Origin of the sequence: Paenibacillus chitinolyticus NBRC 15660 (assembly GCF_000739915.1) — a bacterium.
Classification (GTDB): Bacteria; Bacillota; Bacilli; order Paenibacillales; family NBRC-103111; genus Paenibacillus_F; species Paenibacillus_F chitinolyticus.
In genome coordinates this window covers 159,174-184,447 of record NZ_BBJT01000007.1, presented here as the reverse complement: position 1 = coordinate 184,447, position 25,274 = coordinate 159,174, and the positions used below count along the sequence as shown (strand labels likewise).

Here is a 25,274-nt window from a genome sequence, read left to right as displayed (position 1 = left end):
GCAGCTCCTCGTTCACGGCATCAGCGTAAGATGTAACCGCCGTCCGGGAAAAGAGTGCTTCCGGTCGTGTAGCCGTTCGTCATCAAGTACACGACCGTGTGCGCCACTTCGTCCGCGTTTCCGGTTCGGCCCAGCAGGCACATGTCGTTGTACGCGTTGTACGACTCCTCCCGCTTCTCCCGAGAAGCGCCCTCCCAATTGAAATCGGTCACAATTGTGCCCGGTGAGACCACGTTGACACGTACGGGAGCCAGCTCGACCGCAAGCGCTTTGCCGAGGCTTTCGATGGCTCCGTTGCAGGCTGCATAGGAAGCCCCGTCGCCAAGCGGGCGCTGGCTGAAAGCCCCTGACATCAACACGACGGAGCCGCTGCGGGACAGATAAGGCACCGCGTATTTGACGGCGTTGTACTGCGGCCAGAATTTTCCCTCGAAGCAGCTGTGCGCAGTCTCCGCGTCCGAGGTGATCGGTCCCCGCACATAAGAAGCGCCCGGGGTGAACAGATGATCGAAAGCTCCGACCCGGTCGAAGAACGATTGCAGCTCGTCTTCGTTCCGGTTGTTCAGCCGGAAGGTCCGCACACGCCCGGCCGGGTGAATATCCTCATGCGACGACACACCGCTCTCCGGAAGCTTGAGCGCTTCTTCAGCCTGTTGCAGCCTTTCCGCGGAACGTCCCGCGATAATCACTTCCGCTCCCTGTCCGACAGCCTGCCGGGCTGCCGCCAGCCCGATTCCGGAGCTTCCTCCGATAATCACGACACGCTGGTCTCTTAACGTTGACATCGCATCCATCTCCTCGTTTCGTAGTTAAAGCTGAGGGCAAACGCGCTTGATTTTCCGGGATTGTCCGTAGCGGATCGCCAGATCCAACCGGAACCGGATGTCCGGATCATGAATATCCGTCCGCAGCAGTTCCCGGATTCTCTCCAGCCGGTACAAGACGGAATTGCGGTGGATGAACAGCTCTTCGGCCACCTGTTTCGTGCTGCCCGACTTCAGGTAAGCTTCGAGCGTCGGCAGCAGCTCCGTCCCGGCTTCGCCGTCGTAATCCAGCAGCGGCTGTATCAGCTCCCCGTGAAGCTGTTCCAGAAGCGGGTGGCCGGCAACGTCCATGAGCAGATGTTCTACCAGCCTGTCATGGAAATGGAGCACTTCCGGCTGATCCGCCGCCTGCTCTCCGAAAGCCAGAGCCTGCCGGGCTTCCAGGCAGCTCGCGTGCAGGTCCGCGTATTGGCCGCGGACAGCGCCGATGCCGCACCGGACGATCATGGCGGCTGCGTCCGTCCCAACGATCCGGGAAGCTCTGGCCTCCAGCTCCGCCTTGTACTTGCGGGCGGTTTCCAGCTGCTTCCCGGTCTCCGGCCGGTCTGCCGCGCAGATAAGGAGCAGGCGGTCGTTGATCTCGACGGCCAGCCGTCTTTGCCCGCCGCTGTCGCGGTTCACTTCTTCGGCCAGGCGGGAGTGAAGGGTCTTAACCGTTTCGGAATCCGTATCCGCGGGACAGGAGGCCCGGAGCGCCATGACGTAAACGAAGCCGCCGTAAGGGATGCCCAGATGCTTGGCCCTGTACCGGAGCAGGTCTTCCTGGCGGGAAACCCCGCCCGAGAGAAGCTCCGCCGCAAAAAGCTCCTGCTCCCGCGACCGGTGAAGCTGCTGGGCCTGCCGGATCGTAAATTCGATGGCGAGAGCCATCACGGCATGATCCAGGCACATTTTCTCGAAATGGTCCCCGTCTTCCAACTTCCGCGTAAGAGACAGCGTTCCGAATATCCGGTTCCCCGTAAAAACAGGACGGTTTTCCACACCGGATGCCGCGTTATAGTCCGCCGTGCAGCTCTCCACTTCGCCTTCCCGGTTGAGAATGGCCACTTCACAGCGCAGCAGCTTCCCGATAAGAATCACAAGCTCCGAAAATTTGCGGTTCAGGACCATGCCGGTGAACTGCTGGTTCACTTCGTGGACTTCTTTAAGCAGATAAGCCTGCCGCTGCAAAATCTGGTCCATAATGGAGCGCGTCATGTCCATAAAAGGCACGTCCAGCGGAATATCGAACAGCGGAATGCCGTAGCGGTTGCTCAGCTCGATCGCTTCGGGATGCACTTCCTGCAAATACCGCTTCGTTTTGATGCCGACGGCAGAACCTCCGACCCGGTGCATTTCATCGAGAAGCCTGCACAGCATGGACGGCTCGAACCGGAAGGAGTAGCCCGTGGTCAGGATAAGCTCATTGGGCCGCAGCCAGCCTGTGAGATCCGGCGTCTCCATGCAGTCTACGTAGAAAATTTCGTTGGACAGCCCTTGTGCCCCCGCCAAAACCTCGACTCCCCGGAAGAGCGGCATATCGAGCAAATTTTTAACCGTAAAAGACGTCGTCATCGGCTCACCTCGCAGATAGATCATGGCTTGATCGTACCACAATCTCCCGGAATGCAGGCAAGAAGCCCGCCCTCTTGCGATTAACTATACCAGAGGCTTTTCGCGCTTCGTATGGGCCGCAAACTAAAAAAGGTCCGGGGTGTTTGGGCGGCGGCACAAAGGAAAAAAACATATAGCCCACGGGCTTGGGAAAGGACGGCTTTTTGCCGTTCCGGCCGAGACGAATTATTTTCAAAAGATATTTCCCGATTCCGGAAGAAAAAGCATTGACGCCATATACTTATCGTTATAATATTTATCGTAATAAATAAATGCAGGAAAGGAATGCCATGAAACTTACGGATTATTGCGTCAAGGTGGGCGAGCTGCTGCGGGTGATCGATACGAAGCACGCCAAAATCGTCAACCAGCACTATTCTCCGCATAATCTTACGGCTCCGTCGATCAACATTTTGCTTCTTCTCGATAAGGAAGGGGCCATGCGGGTCAGCGATATCGGTTCGGCGCTCAATATGGTCGACAGCAACGTTTCGGCCATTTGTTCGCGGTTGGAGAATATGAACCTGATCGAGCGCTTCAGGACGAAGGAAGATCAGCGTGTGGTGAAGATTCAGCTGTCCCCGGAAGCGGAGGACAAGATGAAGGATATTCTCGCCAACGTGCAAGAGTTTCAGGAGCTTTTCGTTAAAAACTCGTCGCAGGAGGAGCTCGAAGCTATCGTCCGGGGACTTTCACTGCTGGAACGGCTGCTGGATAACGTTTTGAAAGAAAAGATGAAATAAGATGCCGGGAGAAATGAGATGCAAGCTTACTAGCGCCCAGTCAGGCAGCCGCGGCTGCTCATGCAGAAACGGGCAGCCGGATGGCAGGCAATCTCCTTAAGCTTCCGAAGATGCCCATGTGGACATCAAAGATGCGGCGTCGGCTGCGGATTGGGGCAATGGCTCGGTAAGCGCCATGAAGGTCAAGGAAGACATCGAAGGTGATGGCGGCCTGTTCGAGTAACCTAGGCTGTGTGTTTCTCTATCATTTATCCGACTAAACAGATGGGTTTAGATGTAAACAAAAGATTCGCCGGAATTCCGGGATTTCATTCTTTATCGGGAGGGATTTTTATGAAATGGTCCAAAAGTTTAGCCGCTGTCCTCATGTCCGTCATTGTTCTAACGGCAAGCGCGTGCAGCGGAACGGGAAGCCCGGAAGGGGCGGAGGGTTCGTCCGCTCCGAAAACCGGTGGCGGCCTTATCGTGGCGATCAAGGACGATCCGAAAACATTCAATCCGCTGTATGCCGGAGACCGCATGTCCCTTACGATCGGCAAGTCGCTGTTTGCGCCGCTTTTCAGCATCAATGACGGCAAGAAAACGTTCGTGCTGGCGGAGAGCCTGACGCCGTCCGCGGACCTCAAGTCATACGTGCTGAAACTGCGCGACGGCCTGACGTGGCATGACGGGCAGAAACTGACGGCCGACGACGTCGTGTTTTCTTTCGAGCAGGTGCTGGACGAGAAGCAGCACAGCTATTTCCGCAGCCTGTTCGTGCTGGACGGCAAGCCTATCCAGGCGAAGAAACTCGACGACCTGACCGTGGAATTCACGCTTCCGCAGACAACGGCGGCATTCGAGGGCGCGCTGGTACAGCTGATCCCCGTTCCGAAGCATATTTTCGCAGGAGAAAGCGATCTGGAGAAAAGCTCCAAGAACAACAAGCCGGTCGGCTCCGGGCCTTTCAAATTCAAAGAGTACCGCCCGGGAGAATATGTGACGCTGGAACGGTCCGACTCTTATTTTGCCGGGAAAGCGAAGCTGGACAGCATCACTTACCGCGTGGCCAAGGACAGCAGTGCGGCAGTACTTGCCCTCCAAAACGGGGAAATCAACATGATGCTGATCGAGCCCCAGGACTACAACAAAGTGAAGGGCACCGGGCAGGCGAACGTCATCACGTTCCCTTCGGGCGGAGTCACGACGATGGTGTTCAATACGAACATCGAAGTTATGAATAAGAAGGAAGTCCGCCAGGCTATCGTGCACGGCCTCGATAAGAAGGAACTGATTACGACAGGCTTTTCGTCCCAAGAGTTTGCGGAGCCGGCTTCTTCCATTTTTTCGCCGGATACTTTGTACCAGCAGAAAGATCTGAAGGGGTACGACTATAACCCTGAAAAAGCGAAGGAACTGCTTAAAGCGGCCGGGGCCGAAGGGCTGAAAATCCGGTTCGCGTACTTCAATGGAAGCAAGGCCGAGGAAAACATGTCGCTTTACTTGCAGCAGAAGCTGAAAGCCATCGGCGTGACCGTGGAGCTGATTCCTCTGGACGGAGCGGCGCTGGGCAAGAAAGCTCTAAACAAAGACAACAAGGAATACGATATGTCCTTCGGCGGCTACAGTATGGGCTTCGAACCCGATGCGTACAAACCGCTCTATCTCAGCAGCGGATCGTACAATTATTCGCATTACAAAAACAGCGAGTTCGACGCGCTGTGGACGAAAGCGGCCGTGGAGACGGATTCCGCCAAACGCGCGAAGCTCTACCAGTCGATCCAAGAGCTTTCCGCCGAGGAAGTCACGACGTATCCGATCGCTTACGGCAAGTCGATCGTGGCGGTAGACGCGAGATTCGGAGGTCTCGAAGAGGCTGTGCCGAAACAGGTTGTGCTGTTTGACGATTACTCGAAAATCTACATGAAATGAAGCCGGTAGTCCGGACGGAACCAAAGACAACCAGGCGTCATTGACGGAGGAATTTCTTTTGGGAAAATACGTGCTGCACCGCATCCTGCAGTTGATACCTATCCTGCTCTTTATTTCGATAGTCTCGTTCGCACTGATCCGGCTGGCGCCGGGAGATCCCGTTCTTTCTTTTGTAACGCCGAATATGAGCCCGGAGGATGTGGAACGGATCCGGCAGAACATGGGGCTGGATCAGCCCCTGTACATCCAGTACGGGTTATGGCTGAAAAATGTACTGGCGGGCAATTTCGGGTATTCGCTGAACAATCACAGGCCCGTGCTGACCCTGATTGTGGAACGCCTTCCCGCAACAATCGGGCTGATGGGCTCCGCATTCCTGCTCTCGCTGCTTGTCGCGGTTGTACTGGGACTCATCTCGGCCGTGTATAAAAACAAGCTGGCGGACCGTGTGCTCAGCCTTCTGTCGTACATCGGCATTTCTTTGCCGGGCTTATGGTTTGCGCTGATTCTGATCTATGTCTTCACCGTTCAACTGCACTGGCTTCCGAGTATGGGGATGCGGACGATCGGTGTCCATTCCGCCTGGGATGTCATCAAGCACGGCATCATGCCTTGTCTGGTCCTGTGCATCACGCATGTCTCCGTGTTTATGCGTTATATCCGGTCGAGCACGATCAGCCAGCTGGAGGAGGATTACGTCCAGATCCAGTACGCCTACGGCTCGACCAGACGTACGGTACTTTTCCGCCATATTCTGAGGAATGTGCTGCTGCCCGTGATCACCTTGTTCGGCTTGTCCTTTGCCGAGATTATCACCGGCGCTTTTATTGTGGAAAGTATTTTCTCATGGCCCGGCATGGGCTCGCTCGGCATCAACGCGGTCTTCGGTCTGGATTATCCGCTCATTATGGGCATGACGATGATGTCGTCTTTCCTGCTCATTTTCGGTAATTTGCTGGCCGACGTGCTGTACGGCCTGGCAGATCCCCGAATAAAAACGATGAGGTGAGGACGAATGAACTCCATGAGATGGCGCCTGCTCAAGGCGCAGCTGCTCCGGCAGAAGTCGGGCCTCGCGGCGCTGATCCTGCTCGCGCTGTACGCGCTGGCGGCGATATTCGCTTTCGCCGTTCCGTACGACCCCAATGCCATTCATCTGACGGAGCGTTTGCAGCCTCCGAGTGCCGAGCATTGGTTCGGGACGGATGACAACGGCCGCGATTATTTCGCGCGCGCTTTGTACGGCGGCCGGGTTTCGCTCAGCGTAGGCTTCCTGTCGATGATCTTGTCCGTCGTTATCGGGACGGCCGTAGGCACGGTCAGCGGGTATTTCGGCGGCAAAACGGACAGTTTTATTATGCGCGGCGTCGATATTCTGCTGTCCATTCCGTCCTTTTTCCTGATGCTTATTCTGAACGCCTATTTAAAGCCGAGTATTCTGACCATCATTCTGATTATCGGCCTGCTCAGCTGGATGTATATCTCCCGGATTGTGCGCGCGGAGACCATTTCCGTCAAGGAAAGGGAATATGTGCTGTATGCCCGTGTGTCCGGGCAGAGTACTTTCCGGATAATCGCCCGGCATATTATTCCGAGCATTGTCCCGACAATTATCGTGGCCGCCACGATTTCGATAGCGGGTACGATTATGATGGAGTCCGCTTTGAGCTTTCTCGGGCTCGGCGTAAGACCGCCTTATGCCTCCTGGGGCAGCATGCTAAACAACGCCAAGGGCTATTTGGGTGAAAACTTCTACCTGGCCTTGTTTCCTGGTTTATTCATTCTGACGACAGTTCTTAGCTTCAATTACCTGGGTGATGTGTTCCGTTCGGCGTTCGAACCGAAGGTGAACCGGCGCTAATTTTTCAGCAACGGAGTGGAGATGAATGGCTTCCTTATTATCGGTTCGTGATTTAAAAACCTCGTTCTTCACCCGGGAAGGCGAGGTGCAGTCGGTCCGGGGCGTGAGTTTTACGGTAGAGAAAGGCGAGATGGTCGGCATTGTAGGGGAATCGGGAAGCGGCAAAAGCGTGGCGGCCAAGTCCCTGATCCGCCTGATTCAGCCACCGGGCAAGATCGTCGGCGGCGAGGTGGTGCTTCAGGGGACGGACACGCTGCGGCTGCCGGAAGAAGAGCTGAGGAAGCTCCGCGGCAACCGGGTGGCGATGATTTTCCAGGACCCGATGACCTCGCTCAATCCCGTTGTCAAAGTCGGGACGCAGCTCACCGAAGTGATCCGCCGTCATCGGAAGCTCGGCCGCAAGGCGGCCCGCCTGCGGGCGATAGAACTGCTCCGGGAGGTCGGTATTCCGTCGCCGGAAAAGAGAATCGACCAGTACCCGCACGAATTCAGCGGGGGGATGCGGCAGCGTGTGATGATCGCGATGGCGATTTCCTGCACGCCCGAGCTGCTGATCGCCGATGAGCCGACTACTGCGCTGGACGTCACCATCCAGGCTCAGATTCTGGATCTAATGAAGAGCCTGTGCGATACGACAGGGACGTCCGTTCTGCTCATTACTCACGATCTGGGCGTGGTCGCGCAGGTCTGCACCCGGGTCGTTGTCATGTACGGCGGGCTCGTGATGGAAGAGGGACCTGTGGAAGCCATCTTCGAGACTCCGCGGCATCCGTACACGCAGGGTTTGCTGCGCTCCATCCCGAAGACGGGCGGCGGTTCCCGGGAGAAGCTCGTGCCAATCGAGGGCACGCCGCCGAATCTGCTTGATCCGCCCCCGGGCTGCCCATTCATGGAGCGCTGTCCCCATGCGATGGAGAAGTGCCTGCGGCTCCCGCCGTATTACGAAGCGCAGCCGGGACACCGTTCGCTGTGCTGGCTGGCGGGGGGACCCGACAACCACGATAGCGGGCACGTGCCGCAGGCGGCCGACACGAAGCGAAAGGAGGGAGACTCGTGAGCCAAGAGCGCGATACAACGGCCCCTGATGCGAGCCATACTGCGTTGAAGAGCGCCGACCCGGGCGCGGCCGGAGCGGCCGTGAGGGGTGAGACTCCCGGTGCCCGGGTCGCCGGAAGCGGCCGCAGAGCCAGAGACGGGAACCATACGGCTGCCTCGGTGGCCCCCGGCACCGCCGGCGGAGAATCGGGCGATGCAGCCGGTTCCCCGGACCAAGGCCGGGACGTGCTGATCGACGTTCGGGGGCTGAAGAAATATTTCCCGGCTTCCCGGTCTTTGTTTGGGCGCACCACCCGGGAGCTGAGAGCGGTCGACGACGTCAGCTTCCGCATTCACCGGGGCGAAACATTCGGGCTTGTCGGAGAATCCGGCTGCGGCAAGTCCACGACAGGCCGCTGCATCATCCGGCTGCACGACGTCACTTCCGGCGAGATCCGCTACGACGGCCGTGATATGGCCCCGATGGCCGAGAAGGAGCTAAAGCCTTATCGGAAACGGATGCAGGCCATTTTCCAGGACCCGTATTCCTCGCTGAATCCCGGGATGAACGTCCTCCAGCTCATCTCCGAGCCGCTGGAGATCCACAGCGCCTTTTCACGTGCGGAGCGGCGTGAGCGTGTGCTTGAGCTGCTGGCCAGGGTCGGCCTGAAGAGCGAGCATGCCGACCGCTACCCTCACGAATTCAGCGGAGGCCAGCGTCAGCGGATCAGCATTGCCAGATCGCTGGCGGCCAGTCCGGAATTTGTGCTGTGCGATGAGCCGATATCGGCGCTTGACGTGTCGGTGCAGGCACAGGTGGTCAATATGCTGGAAGAGCTTCAGGATGAGCTCGGGCTGACCTATTTGTTCATCGCCCATGATTTATCGATGGTGCGGCATATTTCCACCCGCATCGGCGTGATGTACCTGGGCAAGCTGGTGGAGGTCGCTCCGAGCGAGGAGCTGTATACGAGCCCGGCTCATCCTTATACGGAGGCGCTGCTCTCCGCGATACCGGTTCCCGATCCGAAGGCCGCGCCGGCAGGCGGCCGTATTCTGCAGGGGGATCTGCCGAGTCCGCTGGAGTCGATAACGGGATGCAAATTTCGTTCCCGCTGTCCGTTTGCGATAGGCCGCTGCGCGGTGCAGGAGCCGGAACTACGGGAGATCGCTCCCGGGCATTATGCGGCCTGCCACTTGCATGAGTAGCGGAATTTTCTATAAACTGGGATAAGAATAGAGCAAGATGCGGCGGACATAAACAGCGACAGCTTATGAATAGAGGTGTTTCTTATGGAGAAGCAGGGAAGATTTTCGCAAAAAACGGCTGTATTACTGGAGCGTGTGCGCCGGTTAGGCCTTTCTGACGAGGTGCTGCTGGTCAGTGCGGCGTCCGGAGATGTAAAGCCTTTGCAGGAAGTATCAGGCGACGATTCCAGTTACGAAGATTTTTTCGTTTACGGAGAGACGCACGGCGAACAAATTGCCGAAGGCATCCGAAACGGCTACCGGATGAAATTCAATACCACGGGCGGGCTCCAGTCGTGGCTCAAAGAACGGCTCGGCCGGGAAGCCGAAACGGATTTCGCCATGTCCGTAGGACGGATCGAGGGACTGGCGCTGGCGGCTGACGAAGCGGAGGTGCTGCGAAGCTCGCTGGCTCCGAACTGGCTCATGCTGGAGGTGCCGTCTGCGGGAGAGGGGGCGGACAAGGCACCGGAGAATGAGGATGCCCCTACGCTTCCGGCTTCGGGAGAAACCGGAACTTATTCGCTTGTTCTTAAATTTTTGTCCGAGAAGGAATAACACAAGTAAAGGCTGGAATCCGTGCTTTATGCGGTTCCGGCCTTTTATTGATACGGGCGGGCGGAAAAGCGCCAAGTCCGGAGCAGGCAGAAAGCGTTGCATTGCATATCCGAAACAAGTGGCCCGAACCTATCCCTAACAGAGGAGCAGGTTCTCCATGGAACAGACTGGCAATACTCGTAGAAAACCGTGGGTAAAGCCGGAATAGCGCAGCAGTCCGATTTACCGTGAAAGGGTGGATCGCGCTACAGCCCGGATCACCTCAATAGGAAGGAGGTCGGCCTAACATGCTGCCGACAAGCGAGTTCCATACATACAAGCCTGCTATTCTTTCACTGCCGGCGGATCGTCCGCTCACCAAAGAGGACCTTCTCACGGGCGATTTTCTGATGAAAAGAAGCGGCCGGCTGGCCATGTATTACGCGCCTCACAACGAATTTGTCCGTCCGCCCAAGTCGTGATCGTGGGGATTACGCCGGGCTGGACCCAAATGAAAACGGCCTTCGAAACGGCAAGGGCCGGTCTTCTTCAAGGACTGCCGGACGACGAGATCGTCAGAAAGGCGAAGGAAGCGGCAAGGTTCTCGGGAAGCATGCGGCGCAACCTGATTTCGATGCTGGACGAGCTTGAGCTGCACCGCTATCTGGGATTGGCTTCGAGCGGGGAGTTGTTCACGCAAGGCATCGGCTCCGTGCTGCATACGACTTCTCTGCTGCGGTACCCCGTTTTCGTACAAGGAAAAAACTACACGGGCGCGCAGCCGCCTCTTCTGTCCAATGAATTTCTGCGGGAAACGGCTTTCGCTTTCACGAAGGAAGAATTGGAGCGGCAGCCCGGAGCGCTGATTATTCCCCTCGGAAAGACGGTAGAAGGCCTGCTGCTGCGGATGGAAGAGGCAGGATTCCTTGGGGAGTGCGGCATTCTGCACGGGTTTCCCCATCCTTCCGGGGCGAACGGTCACCGCCATAAGCAGTTCGCCGAACACCGGGAAGCCATGAAGCGGCGGCTGGAGGAGAAGTTCGGACGCGCATAGGTTACCAGTTCCGGTAAGCGTCGATAAACGACCGGGACGCCCGCGAAAGCCAACCGTCCCTCAGGCCGATCAAGGCCGATTGTGCCGGAAGGATGTCGCCTTCGATGGGAATATATCGAAGGAGCGGGCCCGGATGCAGCTTCGGCACGGTTTCCGGCACGATTCCGGCTCCGAGTCCCGAAGAGATGAGCTGGAGCAGGGTAGACATATCGGAACATTCGCACACGATGTCGGGTTCGAGCCGTCTTTTCGCGAATTCTTCGTGGATCATATGATGAAGCCCCAGACCCTCCGTACTCGGAATAATCAGCGGATACTCGCGGATCTGCTCGAACGTGACGGGGCTCTGCGCCTGCATGTCGCCGGCCGCCGTTACGAAGCAGTAACGCTCCGAACGCACATAATGCACCGTAAAATCCTGCAGCGGCAGGGGGAGCGGCATGCGGACAATGGCCAAGTCGATGGTCTGTTCTTTGAGCAGCCGGCAGAGGATCGATGATTCGTTCTGATGAATTTTGAACGTAAACTGGGGATAATTCTGCCTGAATTCGCCCAATATACGGGGAAGCAGATCGTCGGACAGTGTATTGACCCCAATGCAGAGCTTGCCCGACCAGCCGCTCCGTACGGCATGAATCTCTTCCTGCGCTTCTTCCATGGACGCGATGATTTTGACCGCGTGTTTGTACAGGGTCCGGCCTTCTTCCGTGAGCAGCATTCTCCGGCCTTCTCTGCGGAATAAAGCGGCGCCGAGCGTTTCTTCCATCGCTTTCAGCTGCTGGCTGAGCGGAGGCTGGGCGATATGAAGTTTTTTGGCGGCGGCCGTAATCTGTCCTTCTTCCGCGATGGCTTTGAAATAATGAAGTTGTTTCAGGTCCAACCCGATCGTCTCCTTTTTCCATACGAAAATCATATAGGAAACAAATTTTATTGATATTATTTATATACTTCCCATCATGATACCATGGAAATGCTGTATAAATCCGAGTTATGGAAAGAGGGAACTATCCGATGGATTCTACCGATGTTTTTATAAAGCGGGCCGTGGAGCTTGCATGCACGAATACCCGTGAAAAAAAGGGCAAGCCGTTCGGGGCCGTTATTGTAAAAGACGGCCGGATTATCGCCGAAGGCGTGAACGATGTGCTGGAGACGCACGATCCTACCGCACATGCCGAAATCCAGGCCATACGGGAAGCGAGCCGCGTGCTCCGGCAGTCGGATTTATCCGACTGTGAGCTGTATGCCAGCGGCGAGCCCTGCCCGATGTGCCTGTCCGCCGTCTACTGGGCCAAATTCAAGGCCGTTTATTATGCGTATACGGAAGAGGAAGCTTCGCGAATCGGAATGAGTACGAAATTCGTTTACGACCAGTTGGCGCTTGCTCCCGAGAAAAGGGTCGTCCAGCTTGTCCGCGTGGAGCCGGATTGTCCGGATCATCCCTACGCGGTCTGGAAAGAAAGCCAGGCCTGAGCATGCGCGCGACATTAACGCCCAAGATCGGTCTGGCGGGCATTCAATGGATGTTTTTCATCCTGACCAATACGATCGTGGTACCGCTCACGCTGGGGCACGTCTTTCAGCTGGCGCCGGGCCAAATCGCCTTCTCTCTGCAGGTGTCCTTCGTGCTGACCGGCGCGGCCTGCATGCTCCAGGCGTATTGGGGCCACCGGTTTGCCCTGATGGACGGTCCTGCCGGCGTCTGGTGGGGCTTCACGCTCAGCATCGCCGCATCGGCCGCCGCAAGCGGCGCGGATATGAAGGCGGTCGGCGGAGGACTTGCCGCCGGGTACCTTCTATCCGGCCTGATGATGACCGTCCTCGGGCTGCTCGGTTTCGCGCGTATTATGCGCAGGCTGTTTAACCCGGTCGTCATCAGCGTCTCTCTGTTCCTTCTGTCCGCCCAGCTTATGGCCAGCTTCTTCAGAGGCATGCTCGGCGTCGGGGAGGACGGGCGGATGAATCCGCCGGTAGCCCTTCTGTCGGTGCTGATCGCGCTATTTGTCGCGGTGCTTTATTTGAAGGGGCGCGGATGGGTGAGCAACTTTGCCATGCTCTTCGGCATTCTGCTGGGCTGGGCCGCTTACGGGCTCGCCTTCCCGGCTCCCGGCAGTATGCCGGACTACGCTGCGGCCGTACAGGGGCTTTTTCCATGGGGGAGTCTCCGGGTGGATGCCGGGATCATGGCGGCTTCTTTCATCGTCGGTTTCATCAACATGTCCAACACAGTGACGTCTTTAAAAGCCGCCGAAAAGCTGTACGGTGAAGCCGCCACGGAGAGTCAGTACCGCCGTTCGTTCCTGGTCACCGGCCTGATGACCCTGCTGACGCCGGTATTCGGCCTGATCCCGTTCGGCACCTTCACCTCTTCTATGGGGCTGCTGGAGAGCATGAAGATCCTGCACCGCCAGGCTCTCGCTATCGGCGGCGGGCTTTTTCTCGTGTTGGGGCTCATCCCGCCTCTCGGAGGATGGTTTTCCGGTCTGCCGGTCAGTGTGGGGAGCGCCGTTCTTTTCGTCGCTTATCTGCAAATGTTCGGTACGGCCGTCCGTTCAGTGGAGGGAACAAGATTTAATTCCAAAACCATTTACCGACTAGCCTTGCCTATTCTGCTCGGTGTCAGCATCATGAACACACCCTCCGTTGTATTCTCGGCGCTGCCCGTTTATATCCGTCCGCTTGCTGGCAACGGCCTGGTGGTGGGGATTCTGATGTCTCTGATTCTGGAAACTTGCGTAAACTGGACAAAGCTGGATATCGCCAAGGAAAAGGGTTACGATTGAAAGATCCTGCATAAGCTGGTGATCAAACGGCCGCAATCGGGTAATAGATAGTAAACGGACAGCGCGGCCTTATAGTTGAAAGACGCGGCAAGGAGTGAGAATATGGTTCAATTCGATTACTTGTTGAGGGTGCTTGTCGCCGGGATATGCGGAGCGCTTATCGGCTACGAGCGGAAAAGCCGCTCCAAGGAAGCGGGAATCCGAACTCATTTTGTTGTGGCCGTGGGTGCGGCGCTTATGATGACGATTTCCAAATACGGCTTCCAGGACCAGCTGGACTGGCCCAATCTCGGGTTAGACCCTTCCCGTGTGGCTGCGCAGGTGGTCAGCGGAGTCGGCTTCCTGGGTGCCGGCATGATCTTCATGCAGAAGCAGACGGTGAAGGGGCTTACGACCGCTGCCGGCATCTGGGCTACGGCCGGTGTGGGGATGGCCGTCGGTTCCGGCATGTACGGGCTCGGAATCGGCGTCACGCTGCTGATCCTGGCTGCGCAAAAAGTGCTGCACGGCCGGTTCAACTGGCTTGCGGCTCCGAAAAGCGAGCACTTGTTCATGCGTCTGGCCAATGAGCCGGATGCTTTGGAGAACATGCTGGCGGCCATCCGAGGCAGGGGCATCAAGGTTCTCAGCTTCACGATGGACAATGCAACGAAGGAAACGGACGAAATAGTTCTGGAGATCACCGTAAGGCTGCCCGAAACGTACCGGGTGGAGGAACTGCTGAACCTGACTCGCGAGGTTCCGGCCCTTCTTACCATCGAGGTTCAGTAAGAACCCCGTAACAAATACCGCCCCCCGTCATGGGGGGCGGTATTTGTTTGAACGCGGAAAGCCCGCGATGCATATACTGTATAACCGGAGCAGAAGCACCGGAAAGTCTTGCAACCGTTCGCAGAGCGGATATTCAAACTTTTTCGCCGAGGTGAGGCTGGTGGGAACCCGATTATTAGCCGAGCAATTGATTCAGCAGCGCTATCCTCATTTGAGATATGTCCGTGTTCATACAGACGGTAAAAATACGGCGGTTATCTACGCGTGGAACGAAGAACTGCTTCTGACCGCCGAAGACATGGCCAATCTGAAGGAATTCGCTTCGAGTTATTTGCTTCCTCATGTTTGTTTTAAAGTAAAACCTTACGACCAGCTCAAGACGGATAGCATTCCCCAAGCCCTCATCCAGGAGCTGCCGGAGACGATCTGGAAAGCGGCGGTGGCCCGGGAATCCAACCAGTACCGCATTGCGTCGGCACTGAACGATTTGTTCATGAGGAGCATCCGCTTCACGTTCAGCCGGTACGATTCCGTCACGGGCACCGTCCATTTTGTGGCCCGGGCTTCGATTCCCGTCACCGACGAGGTCAAGGAGAGGGTTCAGCGTTACCTCTATGAAATGCTTCCGCTCGGGACCCGGAGCGAGGTTACTTACTATTGAGAGACCTTCGGCAAAAACAGATCACCCCTGTACGAAGCGGTTGCGCTTCGGCACAGGGGTGATCTGTTTCCGGTTCAGCCGCCCTATTCCGGGAGCAAGCGGGCTTGCCGGACGGATGAACGGGCTTTAACGGGCCGGGCGGTTACATAAAGCGGGGGGAGCCCCGGCTAGCTGTCCGGCTCCAGCTTGAAGCTCTTGGTCTCGCCGATCAGATGCGCGGCCGTCGCTTTAAGCTGATCGGACATGTCGGTCAGGGCGACGACGGCCGTCCGCTGCTCTTCCATCGTGGCGGCAACCTCCTCGGTTCCGGCCGCAGTCTGCTGGCTGATCGCGGAAAGGTTGGAGATGGAGTTCAGCATGCCGTCCTTTATCTCCGTAATCTTATCAATGCTCCGGGACATCACTTGAATCCGGGAAGTGGTTCTTTCGACCGCGTCCGAGATGCCGGCAAAAGCAACCTTCGTATATTCCAGGGACTGATTCTGCCGGCTCATGCATGACGACGATGAACGGAGCCCGCAGGAGCCCGTCAGGGCCGCTGAAACAGGCGGAACATCCGGGAAGGCTTTGCAGGGGGGTATCGGGCCGTCAGAGGCCTCTACAGCCTTTCTGACGGCCCGATACCGGCACACCGGGTGTGGCTGTTGAAGCAGCGGCTTCCCGCATCCCTGTCGGTTTGGAACCGCAAGGTGCTAACACGATGGGCGGTTAGGATTGTTTGGCTATGACAAAAAGCCTCAACCGGCCTTTAAAGGCCGGTTGAGGCTTTTTGTGTATATGTCCGGGCATAAAGAAGATTAAATGATGCCTTGGGCGATCATGGCGTCGGCCACTTTCTTGAAGCCCGCAATATTCGCGCCCACGACAAGGTTGTCCGCGTGGTCGTACTCGGCGGCCGCTTGAATCGAAGCCTGGTAAATGTTCTTCATAATCTGGTGGAGCTTCTCATCCACCTCTTCGAACGTCCAGGATTGGCGCATGCTGTTCTGCGACATTTCCAGCGCGGAAACCGCCACGCCTCCGGCGTTGGCCGCTTTGGCCGGGCCGAAGAGAACGCCTGCTTGCAGGAACGAGTCGATGGCGTCAAGCGTCGTCGGCATATTCGCGCCTTCCCCGATAGCTTTTACCCCGTTGGCGATAAGAGTCTTGGCTGACGTAATGTCGATTTCGTTCTGCGTCGCGCATGGGAGGGCGATATCGCAGGGAATCGTCCAGATCTTGTCGCAGCCTTCATGATAGAAGGAGCCGGGGTGGAGAAGGGTATACTCGCTGATCCGTTTTCTTTCGACTTCTTTCAGCTGGCGGACCGTCTCCACATTGATTCCGTTCGGATCATAGATATAGCCGCCGGAATCGCTGCATGCCACCACTTTCGCGCCGAACTGCTGAGCTTTCTGCATGGCGTAGATCGCCACGTTGCCGGAGCCGGATACGACGACGGTGCTTCCCTCGAAGCTCAGGCCTTTGGCCTGCAGCATCTCGTGCACGAAGTAGACGGTACCGTAGCCGGTCGCTTCCGGACGGGCCAGGCTGCCGCCGTAAACGACGCCTTTGCCGGTCAGAACGCCCGCTTCGAAGCCGCCGCGGATACGTTTGTATTGTCCGAACATGTATCCGATTTCGCGGGCTCCGACGCCGATATCTCCGGCCGGAACGTCCGTATCCTGACCGATATATTTACAAAGCTCCGTCATGAAGCTTTGCGTGAAGCGCATAACTTCCCCGTCGGATTTGCCTTTGGGATCGAAATCCGATCCGCCTTTACCGCCACCGATCGGCAGACCGGTCAGGGAATTTTTGAAAATTTGCTCGAAGCCGAGAAATTTGATGATGCTTTCGTTTACGGAAGGATGGAACCGGAGTCCGCCTTTGTAAGGTCCGATGGCGCTGTTGAACTGAACGCGGAAACCGCGATTTACCCTAACATTGCCTTGGTCGTCCACCCAGGGAACACGGAACGAAACGAGCCTCTCGGGCTCGACCAGCCTTTCGAGAATGCCGGCTTTCATGTAATGCGGGTTTTTAGCAAAAACGGGAACAAGCGATTCCACGATTTCCTTAACGGCTTGCTGGAATTCATATTGATTCGAATTACGCTGTAAAACAGTCTGATAAACTTCTTCAATATACGTTCTTGCCGCGACTTCGTTAACGGCCTTGCCTCCAAGCGTTACTCCCATTCACTTCACCAACCTTGTAGATTTAATTTTCTAATACTATTACATGTTTTTACTGGGAGAGCAACCATATTTCCATAAAAAATGCTTTATAGGGCGATAAAAAAGGTCGATGGCAAAAACCGAATTTTAATTGACCACCGGATGGTTAATGTACGATTTTAGCGTCCGACAGGCTCCGCAGGGGGCTGCGGAAGGGCCAAAACAGGGGCCGGATCCTGCGCAAACTGAGCTTTCGGGGCTTGTTCTTTTTGGACAAGCGAGCGTCCTTTTCCGGTCAGGGCCTTACCGAAGGAGGCCAGCAGCATGAAGATGCCGAGCACGAGTAAAATTGTGAACAAATTTTGATAAGCGCCGAGAAGCGCCGATTTTTTCACCTCTACGAGAAGCGTGGAAGCCGCCGATTGGGAGAAAAAATGACATAAAAACCCTTTCTATCCGCCGAACCTGCTATAATGAAACCGGAAGAGACCGCCGAACCGCGGACAAGCGGCCGAGTCGGCGGTAATCGAATAGATCCGATAAGTCCCTTCTCTAGACAGGATGTTGACCGGAAGGTTGCATGCGTGTCGTCAGAAGGGATTTTTTTGTGCTGCATTCATCGGATTTGAACCCGGGGCCGTTCGCTTACGACTATAGTGTAGCGCGCTTAATACGGAGTATGAGAGGTTAGCATAGGAATGAAAAACATAGTTTTGGCGGCCTGCGGCATTTTTTTCGGGATTCTTCTGATTCTTACGGTTGGATGGGACCGGAATGGACGAGAGAATGCGGCGGGACCGGTTTATTACGAGAATAAAGCCATCGTTCTGCTTTACCATGATATCCGGAAAACGGCCGGCAGCCGTATAGACCTGCCTTCAACCGTAACTCCCGGGCAGTTTGAGGGGCATCTGGAGATGCTGAAGGACCGTGGATTTCATATCGTTCCGATGGAACAGTTTGTACAGTTTATGCGGGAAGGCGGGAAACTGCCGCCCAATGCCGTTGTTCTGACCTTTGACGACGGGTACGAATCTTTTTATACCGAGGCTCTGCCGATTTTGAAAAAACACGGCGTGTCCGCCTCCAATTTTATCGTGGGAATTTCCACGGATCTGTTCAATCGGGACGCTGATCCCCATTTGAATTGGAATCAAATCCGCGAGCTGAAAGATGCGGGCATGGGCATCTATAACCACACCTACGATCTTCACCGGGAAGTTCCGGAAAATGGAACGGACATAATGACCCCGGCGCTAATCTCCCGGATGTTCCTGGAGCAGAAGAAGCGGAGCGAGATCGACGGAGAGTACCGGAAACGGATTCGAAGCGACATCGCTTTTCTGGAGCAGAGACTGGATGACGAAACGGGCAAACACCGCCGTTTGCTGGCCTTCCCTTACGGGGCTTATACGGACGCCGTCGCGGTAGAGGGCCGGCGGGCGGGGATCGAACTCTTTTTTTCGATTGAAGACGGCATCAACCAACCGGGCAGCGAGATTGTCCGCCGAATAAACGCCGGAGAGCCTTATATGACGGCAGATGCCTTGTGGAGCATGCTCAAAAAAGTTTTTTAGTATTTTTTGAACCGCCGCCGGAAGCCGTAAAGGCGGATTCCCCGGAAGAGACGCGATGCGCTTTCCGGTGGTACGGAGCCGAGATGCCGGTGGGGCGGTCCGCCTTCCGGATTCCAGGCGGCCGGATTACAAAATAAAGCCTTCGGAACCGCTTGGAGAAGCGGCTCCGAAGGCTTTATTGGGGTTACAGGCTACAAAGCGGCATACTTGGCGATACCGCCGATAATGGCCGGCCATTCGGCCGGCGGCAGCTCGTGGCCGATGCCTTCAAGCGTTAACAGCTCCGCGACCGGAATCGAGTCGCGCAGCGCTTCCCCGTGTACGTAAGGGATGATGGGATCTTCCGTCCCGTGAATGACAAGGGCAGGCGTCTGAATCTCGCCGTACCGGCCCAGATAGGATTCCCCGCCTGTCACATAGCTGTGGTTGAAAGAGCTCGAGTAGTTAAGGGCTCTCCCGATGTCCCTTTCGGCCAGGGCGGTTACTCTTTCCTCGTCAAACGGATGCTTGGACCCGGCAAGGATGCGCCATTTGTCAACGGCGTTCCGAAGGAGCGTTTGCGGATCATACCAGTCCATCTCACCCATGGAATTGAAGAAAGCTTCCACTTTCGCTTCCATCGGGGGCAGCTCTTCCCATCCGGGACCGAAATACATCGTACTCACAAGCGAGATGCTCTGCACGCGATCGGGATGCCTGAGGGCGATGATCTGGACGAGCATGCCTCCCATGGACATTCCCGCGAAATGGGCTTTCTTCACTCCATAGGCGTCCAGAACGGCAATTGCATCGTCAGCCATGTCCTCGAACGTATAACCGGGCCGGCCGGGTTCATAGCTTGCGGAACGCCCGGTGTCGCGGTTATCGTAGCGGATCACGAAGAAGCCTTTCTCGGCCAGCAGCCTGCAGAAGTCTTCTTCCCACCATAGCATGGAAGCCGTTGCGCCCATAATAAGCAGGACGGCCGGATGTGCGGGATTGCCGAAACTTTCCGTACACAATTCAATATCTTTGACGCGTATCATTCGTTCACTCATGGTTTACACCCTCCGATTCATGTTAAAAAATAAAAACACAGGCGCTGCCTGTGATTGGGTGACCGGAAAGGAACGCGAGTGTCCCGCATGTCCATACACGTGTATGCGTAAATTTCCCCTCGCCACAGGACAGCTTGTCACGCGGCAGGACGCCCCTCTGCTCCACACGGTAAAAAAATAGCGGGGGTGCAGAAGCGGGTCCTGCGGTGAAAGCGTCCGGCGACGAACGATGCAGAGGAACGAAATATGCGGCGGATAAGCCGTTTCGTTACCGAAGCGCGGATAAGCCATTCCGTTACCGGAGCATCGAGGGGGTGCCGAAGGCAAGCCACAACGGGCTTGCCTTCGGCGGAGGGCATAGAAAAAGAGGGCGGAGAAGTCCCGCCCTCTTTAGCCTATGGCTAATTGGGGTTATGAAGCAGGCAGACCAATCCCGATCACCCTGCACAGGGCAGGGTCTTTAAGCGCTATTTAGTTAGCTGCGTAAAGTCGATCGAAATTAACTGTTCCCACACATAACCCTCCGTTCTTTAGTAAGATAAGAATATTTTACCAGAAGTTAAGAGCGAGAGCAATAAGAGCGAACACCGGGCGGGCAAGAAGGGCGGGCAGAAGTTTTCCGCTCCGCGCGAAGCTCCCAGCGCGCGGGGCACGGCGTCACATGACGGTGGTCAACACAAGCAGCCGAACAGCTGTAAGGTGCCTGTCGCCCGAATCATTTACGCAGGCCGGACAAGCTGGCCTCCCTCCGGCCGCTTACTCTTCTACAACGACAGGCAGTGAATTCAGATTATGGTTGTTCGGAGGCAAATGGTCCTGCGGCCGGAAGTCGTCCGGTATCGAGTAATCCGAGAACCGTTCCACGAATGTCTCCAGCGCCTGTACCGCTTCCATCCTTGCGAGCGGAGCCCCCAGGCAGAAATGATGACCGCTGCCGAACGTAAGGTGCTTGATGTCCTTGCGCCGCACGTCGAACGACTCGCCGTCCGTAAACCGGTTCTCGTCCCGGTTGGCGGACGAAACCCAGGCGATGATCAACTGGTCCTTCTTCATCTTCGGGCCGAACACGTCCGTGTCCTCCCCGATTCTCCGGTCCAGCGCAGCCGCGAACCGGTAGCGCAGGGTCTCTTCAACCGCCTGCGGCACCAGACTGCGGTCTTTGCGCAGCTCCCCGTAAGCACCGGGCTGGTCTTTGACCAAACTGTAGAACATGTTCGTCAGCAGCGTGGTCGTGGTTTCGTTCCCGGCACCGAGCAGGCCCATCGCGGTTTGAGCGACCTCGGCGTCCGTGAAAAAGGCCCCTTCGTACTCCGCAAGAATCATATCCGAGATGATATCGTCTTGGAGCTGCGCGCGTTTTTGCGCGACAATGGGGAGCAGATATTCGACGAACTCTTTGCTGGCACGGGCTTTGGCGGCCTGCAACTCCTCGATATGCTGAAAATCGTGGGGCATGAACAAAATGTCCGACCAGTTTTTAATCTGCTGCCAATCTTTCGAAGGCACTCCCAGCAGGTCGGCGATAACCGTGACGGGAAGAGGAACAGCCAGTTCTTGAACAAGATCGACCGACTTCTTCTTCGCTATGTTGGCCACAAGTTCGTTCACGATGTTCTGAATCCGCGGTTTCCAGTCTTCCAGACTGTGCGGAGTAAAGGCTTTGGAGAGAAGCCCTCTGCGTTTGCGGTGATCCGGCGGATCGGAAAAAATCAGATTCACCTTATTGTCGCTAAGGGGAACCGGAATCAGGCTCCGGTCTCTTTTGCTGGGAAAAAGTTTGTAGTCGTTCAAAACCTGCTTGGCGTGGTCATAAAGAAACACATTCCACGTATCCTGCCGCTCGTCGTAAAATACCGGCGATTCTTCACGCATCTTCTTGTACCAGGGGTAGGGATTCCAGAACTCGTCCTTCATTTTAAAACCGGTAATTTCATTAATGAACAGCTGTTCTTTAACCGCCATAAAAAAAGCCTCCCTCATAAGAATGAATGGTATGGTGTACAGGCCATCTAAATTTTTACCCTTTTTTGGATAAAAGGAAACAAATGTTAATTATTATGAGAGAGACAAGCGGATTATACTTGTTCCACGTGAAAAAACCGCCGGCCCGGAAAGGGCACAGCGGTTTGGGTGAGGGCAAATGCGTAACGCCGCAAGCGGCGGGTTTTGTTGAACGGGCGGGCCGAAAAGAGCCAACCGGGTGCGTTAGTCGGCGCTTATGCGGCGCACAAAGCGGGGGAGGGCCGGCTTATCGTTCCCCGGCCGCCTCGGCCAGAAGCTCGTAGGAGCGCAGACGCGCCCCGTGATCGTATATCTGCGAGGTGACGATAAGCTCGTCCGCCTGCGTCTCCGACAGCAGGTAGTCGAGTCTCTCCCGCACGGTTTCTTTCGTTCCGGCGGCCGTGATGCTGAGCTGCTTCCGGACGATGGCTTTCTCGTGCGGGCTCCACAGCTCATCCATGTTGTCCACCGGCGGGTTGAGCAGGCCGGTCTGTCCGCGGATGAGCTTCAGGAACTGCTGCTCGTGGGAGGTCGCCAGCCTGCGCGCCTCCTCCTCGGTATCGGCGGCGAAGACGTTGACGCCGATCATGACATAAGGCTCCTTCAGCGCCTCGGACGGGCGGAAGGAGCTGCGGTACAGCTCCAGCGCCGCGACCAGGTAATCCGGCGCGAAGTGGCTGGCGAAGGCGAACGGAAGGCCGAGCTGGCCGGCCAGCTGCGCGCTGAAGCCGCTGGAACCGAGCAGCCAGATCGGGATGTTCAGTCCTTCGCCGGGCACGGCTCTTACACGGCCCGGGGAAGCGCCGGGTCCGGGGTTCAAATAGCCCCGCAGCTCTTCGAGCTGCTGCGGGAAGTGCTGGCCGTCGCTCTCCGGACCGCGGCGCAGAGCCCGGGCCGTCAGCTGGTCGGAGCCGGGCGCCCGTCCGAGGCCCATGTCGATGCGGCCCGGGTAGAGCGACTCCAGCGTGCCGAACTGCTCGGCGATGATCAGCGGCGCGTGGTTCGGCAGCATGATGCCGCCCGAACCGACGCGGATTTTCTTCGTGCCGCCGGCGACGTGGCCGATCACGATCGAGGTCGCCGAGCTTGCGATGCCCGGCATATTGTGGTGTTCGGCCAGCCAGTAGCGGTGATACCCCCACTGTTCGGCGTGCTGAGCAAGATCGAGTGTATTTTTTAACGAATCCGCCGGTGTAGCCCCTAGGACGACCGGAGCCAGATCCAGAATGGAGAGCGGGATACGGGTAATGCTTGCTGCCGGTTGATTGGTGTCAGCCATCGGAATCAGCCTCCTGTTTAAATGGTGTCGGAATGAGTGATCTTATCGGGCCGGAGAAGGAAACCCCCGCCTTTTGTCAAAGGTAGGGGTTAACGTCGATGTCCGGTTTTTGCGAAAAAGATCTATTTCTGCCGCCCGGTTTCCGGATCGGAGCCTCGGGAACGGGATCGGAATCGGGATGAAGAAAACGAAATTGTTAAAGAATAAACCGACTGTACCTGTTATTATGAAAGAGCATATAACACAATGCAAGTACCTACTTTTTAGTGATATAGGTGCTTTAAGGATACTAAAGGAGCCAGGCCAATGGGAGATCAGCTTTTTAAACAGTCTGTGGAATTGACGCTGAAAGTAGTAGGGGGCAAATGGAAACCGGTCATTCTCTGCCATTTGACGGAAGGCACACACCGTTTCGGGGAGTTAAAGCGGGAAATGCCGGATATTACCCAGAAAATGCTTACCCAGCAGCTGCGTGAGCTTGAACAGGACGAAATTATTGACCGCAAGGTGTACAATCAGGTTCCCCCCAAAGTGGAGTATTCACTCACACCCTACGGGCTGACCATCAAGCAAGTATTGAACGTGATGTCGGAGTGGGGCGCGAATCATCAGAAGAAGATGCAAGCGGCCCCGTCAGAGCCACCGCATACAGAAGCGGCCGAGCCTTGATTCTTATTCGGCTTGTGCCGCCGATGCCGGGCTGGAACGAGCGCCTGAAATCCGATTTTTCGACGGTCCCGAACGCTTTATACGGCGGATCAGCCTTTTGACTATTGACGGCGGACGGCTCCTCTTCGGAGGGGCTTTTTTTGCGTTCGCGGAACGAATCATTGGGGTTTTGTCGTGCATTAGTATCCTTTTGGTGACTACGTTCCCTAATAGTGCGTACTTTCTTTTCGGCTGCCGAGGACCTAGAATAAAACGCATGGCAATCAACAACTGCTAACTGACATCCTAGGAGGGCACATACATGGAATTGCAATTGGCGCTGGATCTCGTAAACATCCCGGAAGGGATTGAGCTGGTTAAAGAATTGGAGCCTTACATCGATATCGTTGAGATCGGAACGCCGGTCATCATCAATGAAGGCTTAAAAGCCGTCAAGGAAATGAAGCGGGCTTTCCCTAATCTGAAAGTTCTTGCCGATCTCAAAATCATGGACGCGGCGGGCTATGAGGTCATGAAAGCATCCGAAGCGGGCGCCGACATCATTACGATTCTGGGCGCGGCGGAAGATATGAGCATCAAAGGGGCCGTTGAAGAGGCAAGAAAGCAGAATAAAAAAGTTCTGGTCGATATGATCTGCGTGAAAAACCTGGAAGAGCGCGCAAAAGAAGTCGATGCGTTCGGTGTCGATTACATCTGCGTTCATACCGGATATGATCTGCAGGCTGTCGGCAAAAACTCGTTCGAAGATCTCCAAACGATCAAAGGGGCCGTTAAGCGGGCAAAAACGGCAATCGCCGGCGGCATCAAGCTCAGCACGCTGCCGGAAGTGATTAAGGCGCAGCCGGATCTCGTTATCGTAGGCGGGGGCATTACCGGACAAGACGACCGTAAAGCGGCCGCGGCCGAAATGCAGAAGCTGATCAAGCAGGGGTAATCTCCTATGCAGACGACTCAATATCTGGCGGAGATTCGGGAGGAGCTGCACCGCACAGCCGAAGCTGTCGTGAGCCGCGAAGCGGAGGAACTGGCGGATGCCATTCTGAACGCCGGCAAAATTTTCGCAGCCGGAGCGGGCCGTTCCGGACTGATGATGAAGGCTTTTGCCATGCGCATGATGCACCTCGGTTTCGACGCATACGTCGTCGGCGAAACCGTCACGCCGAATCTGATCAAGGACGATGTGTTCATCGTCGGCTCGGGTTCCGGGGAGACGAAGAGCCTCGTCTCGATGGCGGAGAAAGCGAAAAATCTGGGCGCTTCCGTCGCCGCCATCACGATTTTTCCGGAATCCGCTCTCGGCCGGTTGTCGGATATCGCGGTTAAGCTCCCGGGCTCGCCGAAAGACAAATCGGACAACCCGTATCCGACGATTCAGCCGATGGGTTCCCTTTTCGAGCAGACGCTGCTGCTGTTCTGCGATGCGATTATTCTCCGGCTGATGGAGAAGAAGGGGTATACGTCCGAGACGATGTTCGGGCGTCATGCCAATCTGGAATAGGCGGAAGCGAAGCGGGCCTGTTCCGGAAGCAGC

26 protein-coding genes are annotated in these 25,274 nt (G+C 56.3%); 17 read left to right on the top strand and 9 right to left on the bottom strand.

The features are described from left to right. Positions 1 to 20: 20 nt before the first annotated feature. Both PCH01S_RS18040 and PCH01S_RS18035 read right to left on the bottom strand, forming a co-directional pair. Entirely contained in the window at positions 21 to 794 is a 774-nt protein-coding gene (locus PCH01S_RS18040; protein ID WP_174446829.1) for an SDR family oxidoreductase, read from the bottom strand. A gap of 15 nt (positions 795 to 809) precedes the next feature. Further along, on the bottom strand, positions 810 to 2,378 hold the full coding sequence (locus PCH01S_RS18035; protein ID WP_042231862.1) for a PucR family transcriptional regulator: 1,569 nt from the start codon (positions 2,376 to 2,378) through the stop codon (positions 810 to 812). Positions 2,379 to 2,707: 329 nt separating this feature from the next. Here PCH01S_RS18035 and PCH01S_RS18030 point away from each other — a divergent pair, with 329 nt between their 5' ends. The 9 genes from PCH01S_RS18030 to PCH01S_RS17995 all read left to right on the top strand — a co-directional run bounded on the left by PCH01S_RS18030 (position 2,708) and on the right by PCH01S_RS17995 (position 10,806). Beyond that, positions 2,708 to 3,160: a MarR family winged helix-turn-helix transcriptional regulator gene (locus tag PCH01S_RS18030; RefSeq protein ID WP_042231431.1), complete on the top strand. Its 453-nt coding sequence runs from the start codon at positions 2,708 to 2,710 to the stop codon at positions 3,158 to 3,160. 333 nt (positions 3,161 to 3,493) lie between these two features. Beyond that, positions 3,494 to 5,071: an ABC transporter substrate-binding protein gene (locus PCH01S_RS18025; RefSeq protein ID WP_042231429.1), complete on the top strand. Its 1,578-nt coding sequence runs from the start codon at positions 3,494 to 3,496 to the stop codon at positions 5,069 to 5,071. Between the two features lie 58 nt (positions 5,072 to 5,129). Next, entirely contained in the window at positions 5,130 to 6,080 is a 951-nt protein-coding gene (locus PCH01S_RS18020; protein WP_042231428.1) for an ABC transporter permease, read from the top strand. 6 nt (positions 6,081 to 6,086) lie between these two features. Then, complete coding sequence (locus PCH01S_RS18015; protein WP_042231425.1) at positions 6,087 to 6,932, top strand: ABC transporter permease; 846 nt, start codon at positions 6,087 to 6,089, stop codon at positions 6,930 to 6,932. 25 nt (positions 6,933 to 6,957) lie between these two features. Then, positions 6,958 to 7,989 (top strand): ABC transporter ATP-binding protein, encoded by a 1,032-nt coding sequence (locus tag PCH01S_RS18010; protein ID WP_042231423.1) that lies wholly within the window; start codon positions 6,958 to 6,960, stop codon positions 7,987 to 7,989. Then, the gene (locus tag PCH01S_RS18005) at positions 7,986 to 9,176 is read left to right on the top strand and encodes an ABC transporter ATP-binding protein (protein WP_042231421.1); all 1,191 of its coding nucleotides are present in this window, start codon (positions 7,986 to 7,988) and stop codon (positions 9,174 to 9,176) included. The genes PCH01S_RS18010 and PCH01S_RS18005 overlap by 4 nt, the downstream gene beginning before the upstream one ends. Before the next feature lie 84 nt (positions 9,177 to 9,260). Further along, positions 9,261 to 9,773, top strand: coding sequence for a hypothetical protein (locus PCH01S_RS18000; protein ID WP_042231420.1), 513 nt, complete (start codon positions 9,261 to 9,263; stop codon positions 9,771 to 9,773). Between the two features lie 287 nt (positions 9,774 to 10,060). Then, entirely contained in the window at positions 10,061 to 10,234 is a 174-nt protein-coding gene (locus tag PCH01S_RS31450) for a hypothetical protein (protein ID WP_241688765.1), read from the top strand. 29 nt (positions 10,235 to 10,263) lie between these two features. After that, positions 10,264 to 10,806 carry a hypothetical protein gene (locus tag PCH01S_RS17995; protein ID WP_241688764.1) on the top strand — a complete coding sequence of 181 codons (543 nt, stop codon included), beginning with the start codon at positions 10,264 to 10,266 and terminating at the stop codon, positions 10,804 to 10,806. A gap of 1 nt (position 10,807) precedes the next feature. On the opposite strand, the gene PCH01S_RS17990 is transcribed toward PCH01S_RS17995, so the two are convergent. Beyond that, the gene (locus PCH01S_RS17990) at positions 10,808 to 11,686 is read right to left on the bottom strand and encodes a LysR family transcriptional regulator (RefSeq protein WP_042231860.1); all 879 of its coding nucleotides are present in this window, start codon (positions 11,684 to 11,686) and stop codon (positions 10,808 to 10,810) included. Between the two features lie 131 nt (positions 11,687 to 11,817). Here PCH01S_RS17990 and PCH01S_RS17985 point away from each other — a divergent pair, with 131 nt between their 5' ends. The 4 genes from PCH01S_RS17985 to PCH01S_RS17970 all read left to right on the top strand — a co-directional run bounded on the left by PCH01S_RS17985 (position 11,818) and on the right by PCH01S_RS17970 (position 15,021). Further along, positions 11,818 to 12,279, top strand: a complete 462-nt coding sequence (locus tag PCH01S_RS17985; protein ID WP_042231416.1) for a nucleoside deaminase — start codon at positions 11,818 to 11,820, stop codon at positions 12,277 to 12,279. Between the two features lie 2 nt (positions 12,280 to 12,281). Beyond that, entirely contained in the window at positions 12,282 to 13,589 is a 1,308-nt protein-coding gene (locus tag PCH01S_RS17980; RefSeq protein ID WP_042231415.1) for a uracil/xanthine transporter, read from the top strand. 102 nt (positions 13,590 to 13,691) lie between these two features. Next, a complete protein-coding gene (locus PCH01S_RS17975) occupies positions 13,692 to 14,360 on the top strand; it encodes an MgtC/SapB family protein (RefSeq protein WP_042231409.1) in 669 nt (222 codons plus the stop codon). Between the two features lie 160 nt (positions 14,361 to 14,520). After that, positions 14,521 to 15,021, top strand: coding sequence for a hypothetical protein (locus tag PCH01S_RS17970; protein ID WP_042231857.1), 501 nt, complete (start codon positions 14,521 to 14,523; stop codon positions 15,019 to 15,021). 167 nt (positions 15,022 to 15,188) lie between these two features. Here PCH01S_RS17970 and PCH01S_RS17965 read toward each other — a convergent pair whose 3' ends face one another. The 3 genes from PCH01S_RS17965 to PCH01S_RS17955 form a co-directional block, all read right to left on the bottom strand. Continuing rightward, on the bottom strand, positions 15,189 to 15,515 hold the full coding sequence (locus tag PCH01S_RS17965; RefSeq protein ID WP_042231407.1) for a methyl-accepting chemotaxis domain-containing protein: 327 nt from the start codon (positions 15,513 to 15,515) through the stop codon (positions 15,189 to 15,191). A gap of 303 nt (positions 15,516 to 15,818) precedes the next feature. Beyond that, positions 15,819 to 17,201: an NADP-specific glutamate dehydrogenase gene (gene gdhA / locus PCH01S_RS17960; protein ID WP_042231405.1), complete on the bottom strand. Its 1,383-nt coding sequence runs from the start codon at positions 17,199 to 17,201 to the stop codon at positions 15,819 to 15,821. Positions 17,202 to 17,359: 158 nt separating this feature from the next. Beyond that, complete coding sequence (locus tag PCH01S_RS17955; protein ID WP_129112438.1) at positions 17,360 to 17,539, bottom strand: hypothetical protein; 180 nt, start codon at positions 17,537 to 17,539, stop codon at positions 17,360 to 17,362. Positions 17,540 to 17,878: 339 nt separating this feature from the next. Between PCH01S_RS17955 and PCH01S_RS17950 the strand changes: the two genes are divergently transcribed. Next, complete coding sequence (locus PCH01S_RS17950; protein WP_042231401.1) at positions 17,879 to 18,757, top strand: polysaccharide deacetylase family protein; 879 nt, start codon at positions 17,879 to 17,881, stop codon at positions 18,755 to 18,757. 191 nt (positions 18,758 to 18,948) lie between these two features. Here PCH01S_RS17950 and PCH01S_RS17945 read toward each other — a convergent pair whose 3' ends face one another. The 3 genes from PCH01S_RS17945 to PCH01S_RS17935 form a co-directional block, all read right to left on the bottom strand. After that, positions 18,949 to 19,794: an alpha/beta fold hydrolase gene (locus PCH01S_RS17945; protein ID WP_042231399.1), complete on the bottom strand. Its 846-nt coding sequence runs from the start codon at positions 19,792 to 19,794 to the stop codon at positions 18,949 to 18,951. Positions 19,795 to 20,550: 756 nt separating this feature from the next. After that, positions 20,551 to 21,756: a cytochrome P450 gene (locus tag PCH01S_RS17940; RefSeq protein ID WP_042231397.1), complete on the bottom strand. Its 1,206-nt coding sequence runs from the start codon at positions 21,754 to 21,756 to the stop codon at positions 20,551 to 20,553. Positions 21,757 to 22,042: 286 nt separating this feature from the next. Then, positions 22,043 to 23,074: an LLM class flavin-dependent oxidoreductase gene (locus PCH01S_RS17935; protein WP_042231395.1), complete on the bottom strand. Its 1,032-nt coding sequence runs from the start codon at positions 23,072 to 23,074 to the stop codon at positions 22,043 to 22,045. A gap of 306 nt (positions 23,075 to 23,380) precedes the next feature. Between PCH01S_RS17935 and PCH01S_RS17930 the strand changes: the two genes are divergently transcribed. The 3 genes from PCH01S_RS17930 to hxlB all read left to right on the top strand — a co-directional run bounded on the left by PCH01S_RS17930 (position 23,381) and on the right by hxlB (position 25,241). Next, a complete protein-coding gene (locus tag PCH01S_RS17930) occupies positions 23,381 to 23,743 on the top strand; it encodes a winged helix-turn-helix transcriptional regulator (RefSeq protein ID WP_042231393.1) in 363 nt (120 codons plus the stop codon). 301 nt (positions 23,744 to 24,044) lie between these two features. Further along, positions 24,045 to 24,677 carry a 3-hexulose-6-phosphate synthase gene (gene hxlA, locus PCH01S_RS17925; RefSeq protein ID WP_042231392.1) on the top strand — a complete coding sequence of 211 codons (633 nt, stop codon included), beginning with the start codon at positions 24,045 to 24,047 and terminating at the stop codon, positions 24,675 to 24,677. Between the two features lie 6 nt (positions 24,678 to 24,683). Continuing rightward, positions 24,684 to 25,241, top strand: coding sequence for a 6-phospho-3-hexuloisomerase (gene hxlB / locus PCH01S_RS17920; RefSeq protein ID WP_042231391.1), 558 nt, complete (start codon positions 24,684 to 24,686; stop codon positions 25,239 to 25,241). Positions 25,242 to 25,274 lie beyond the last annotated feature (33 nt).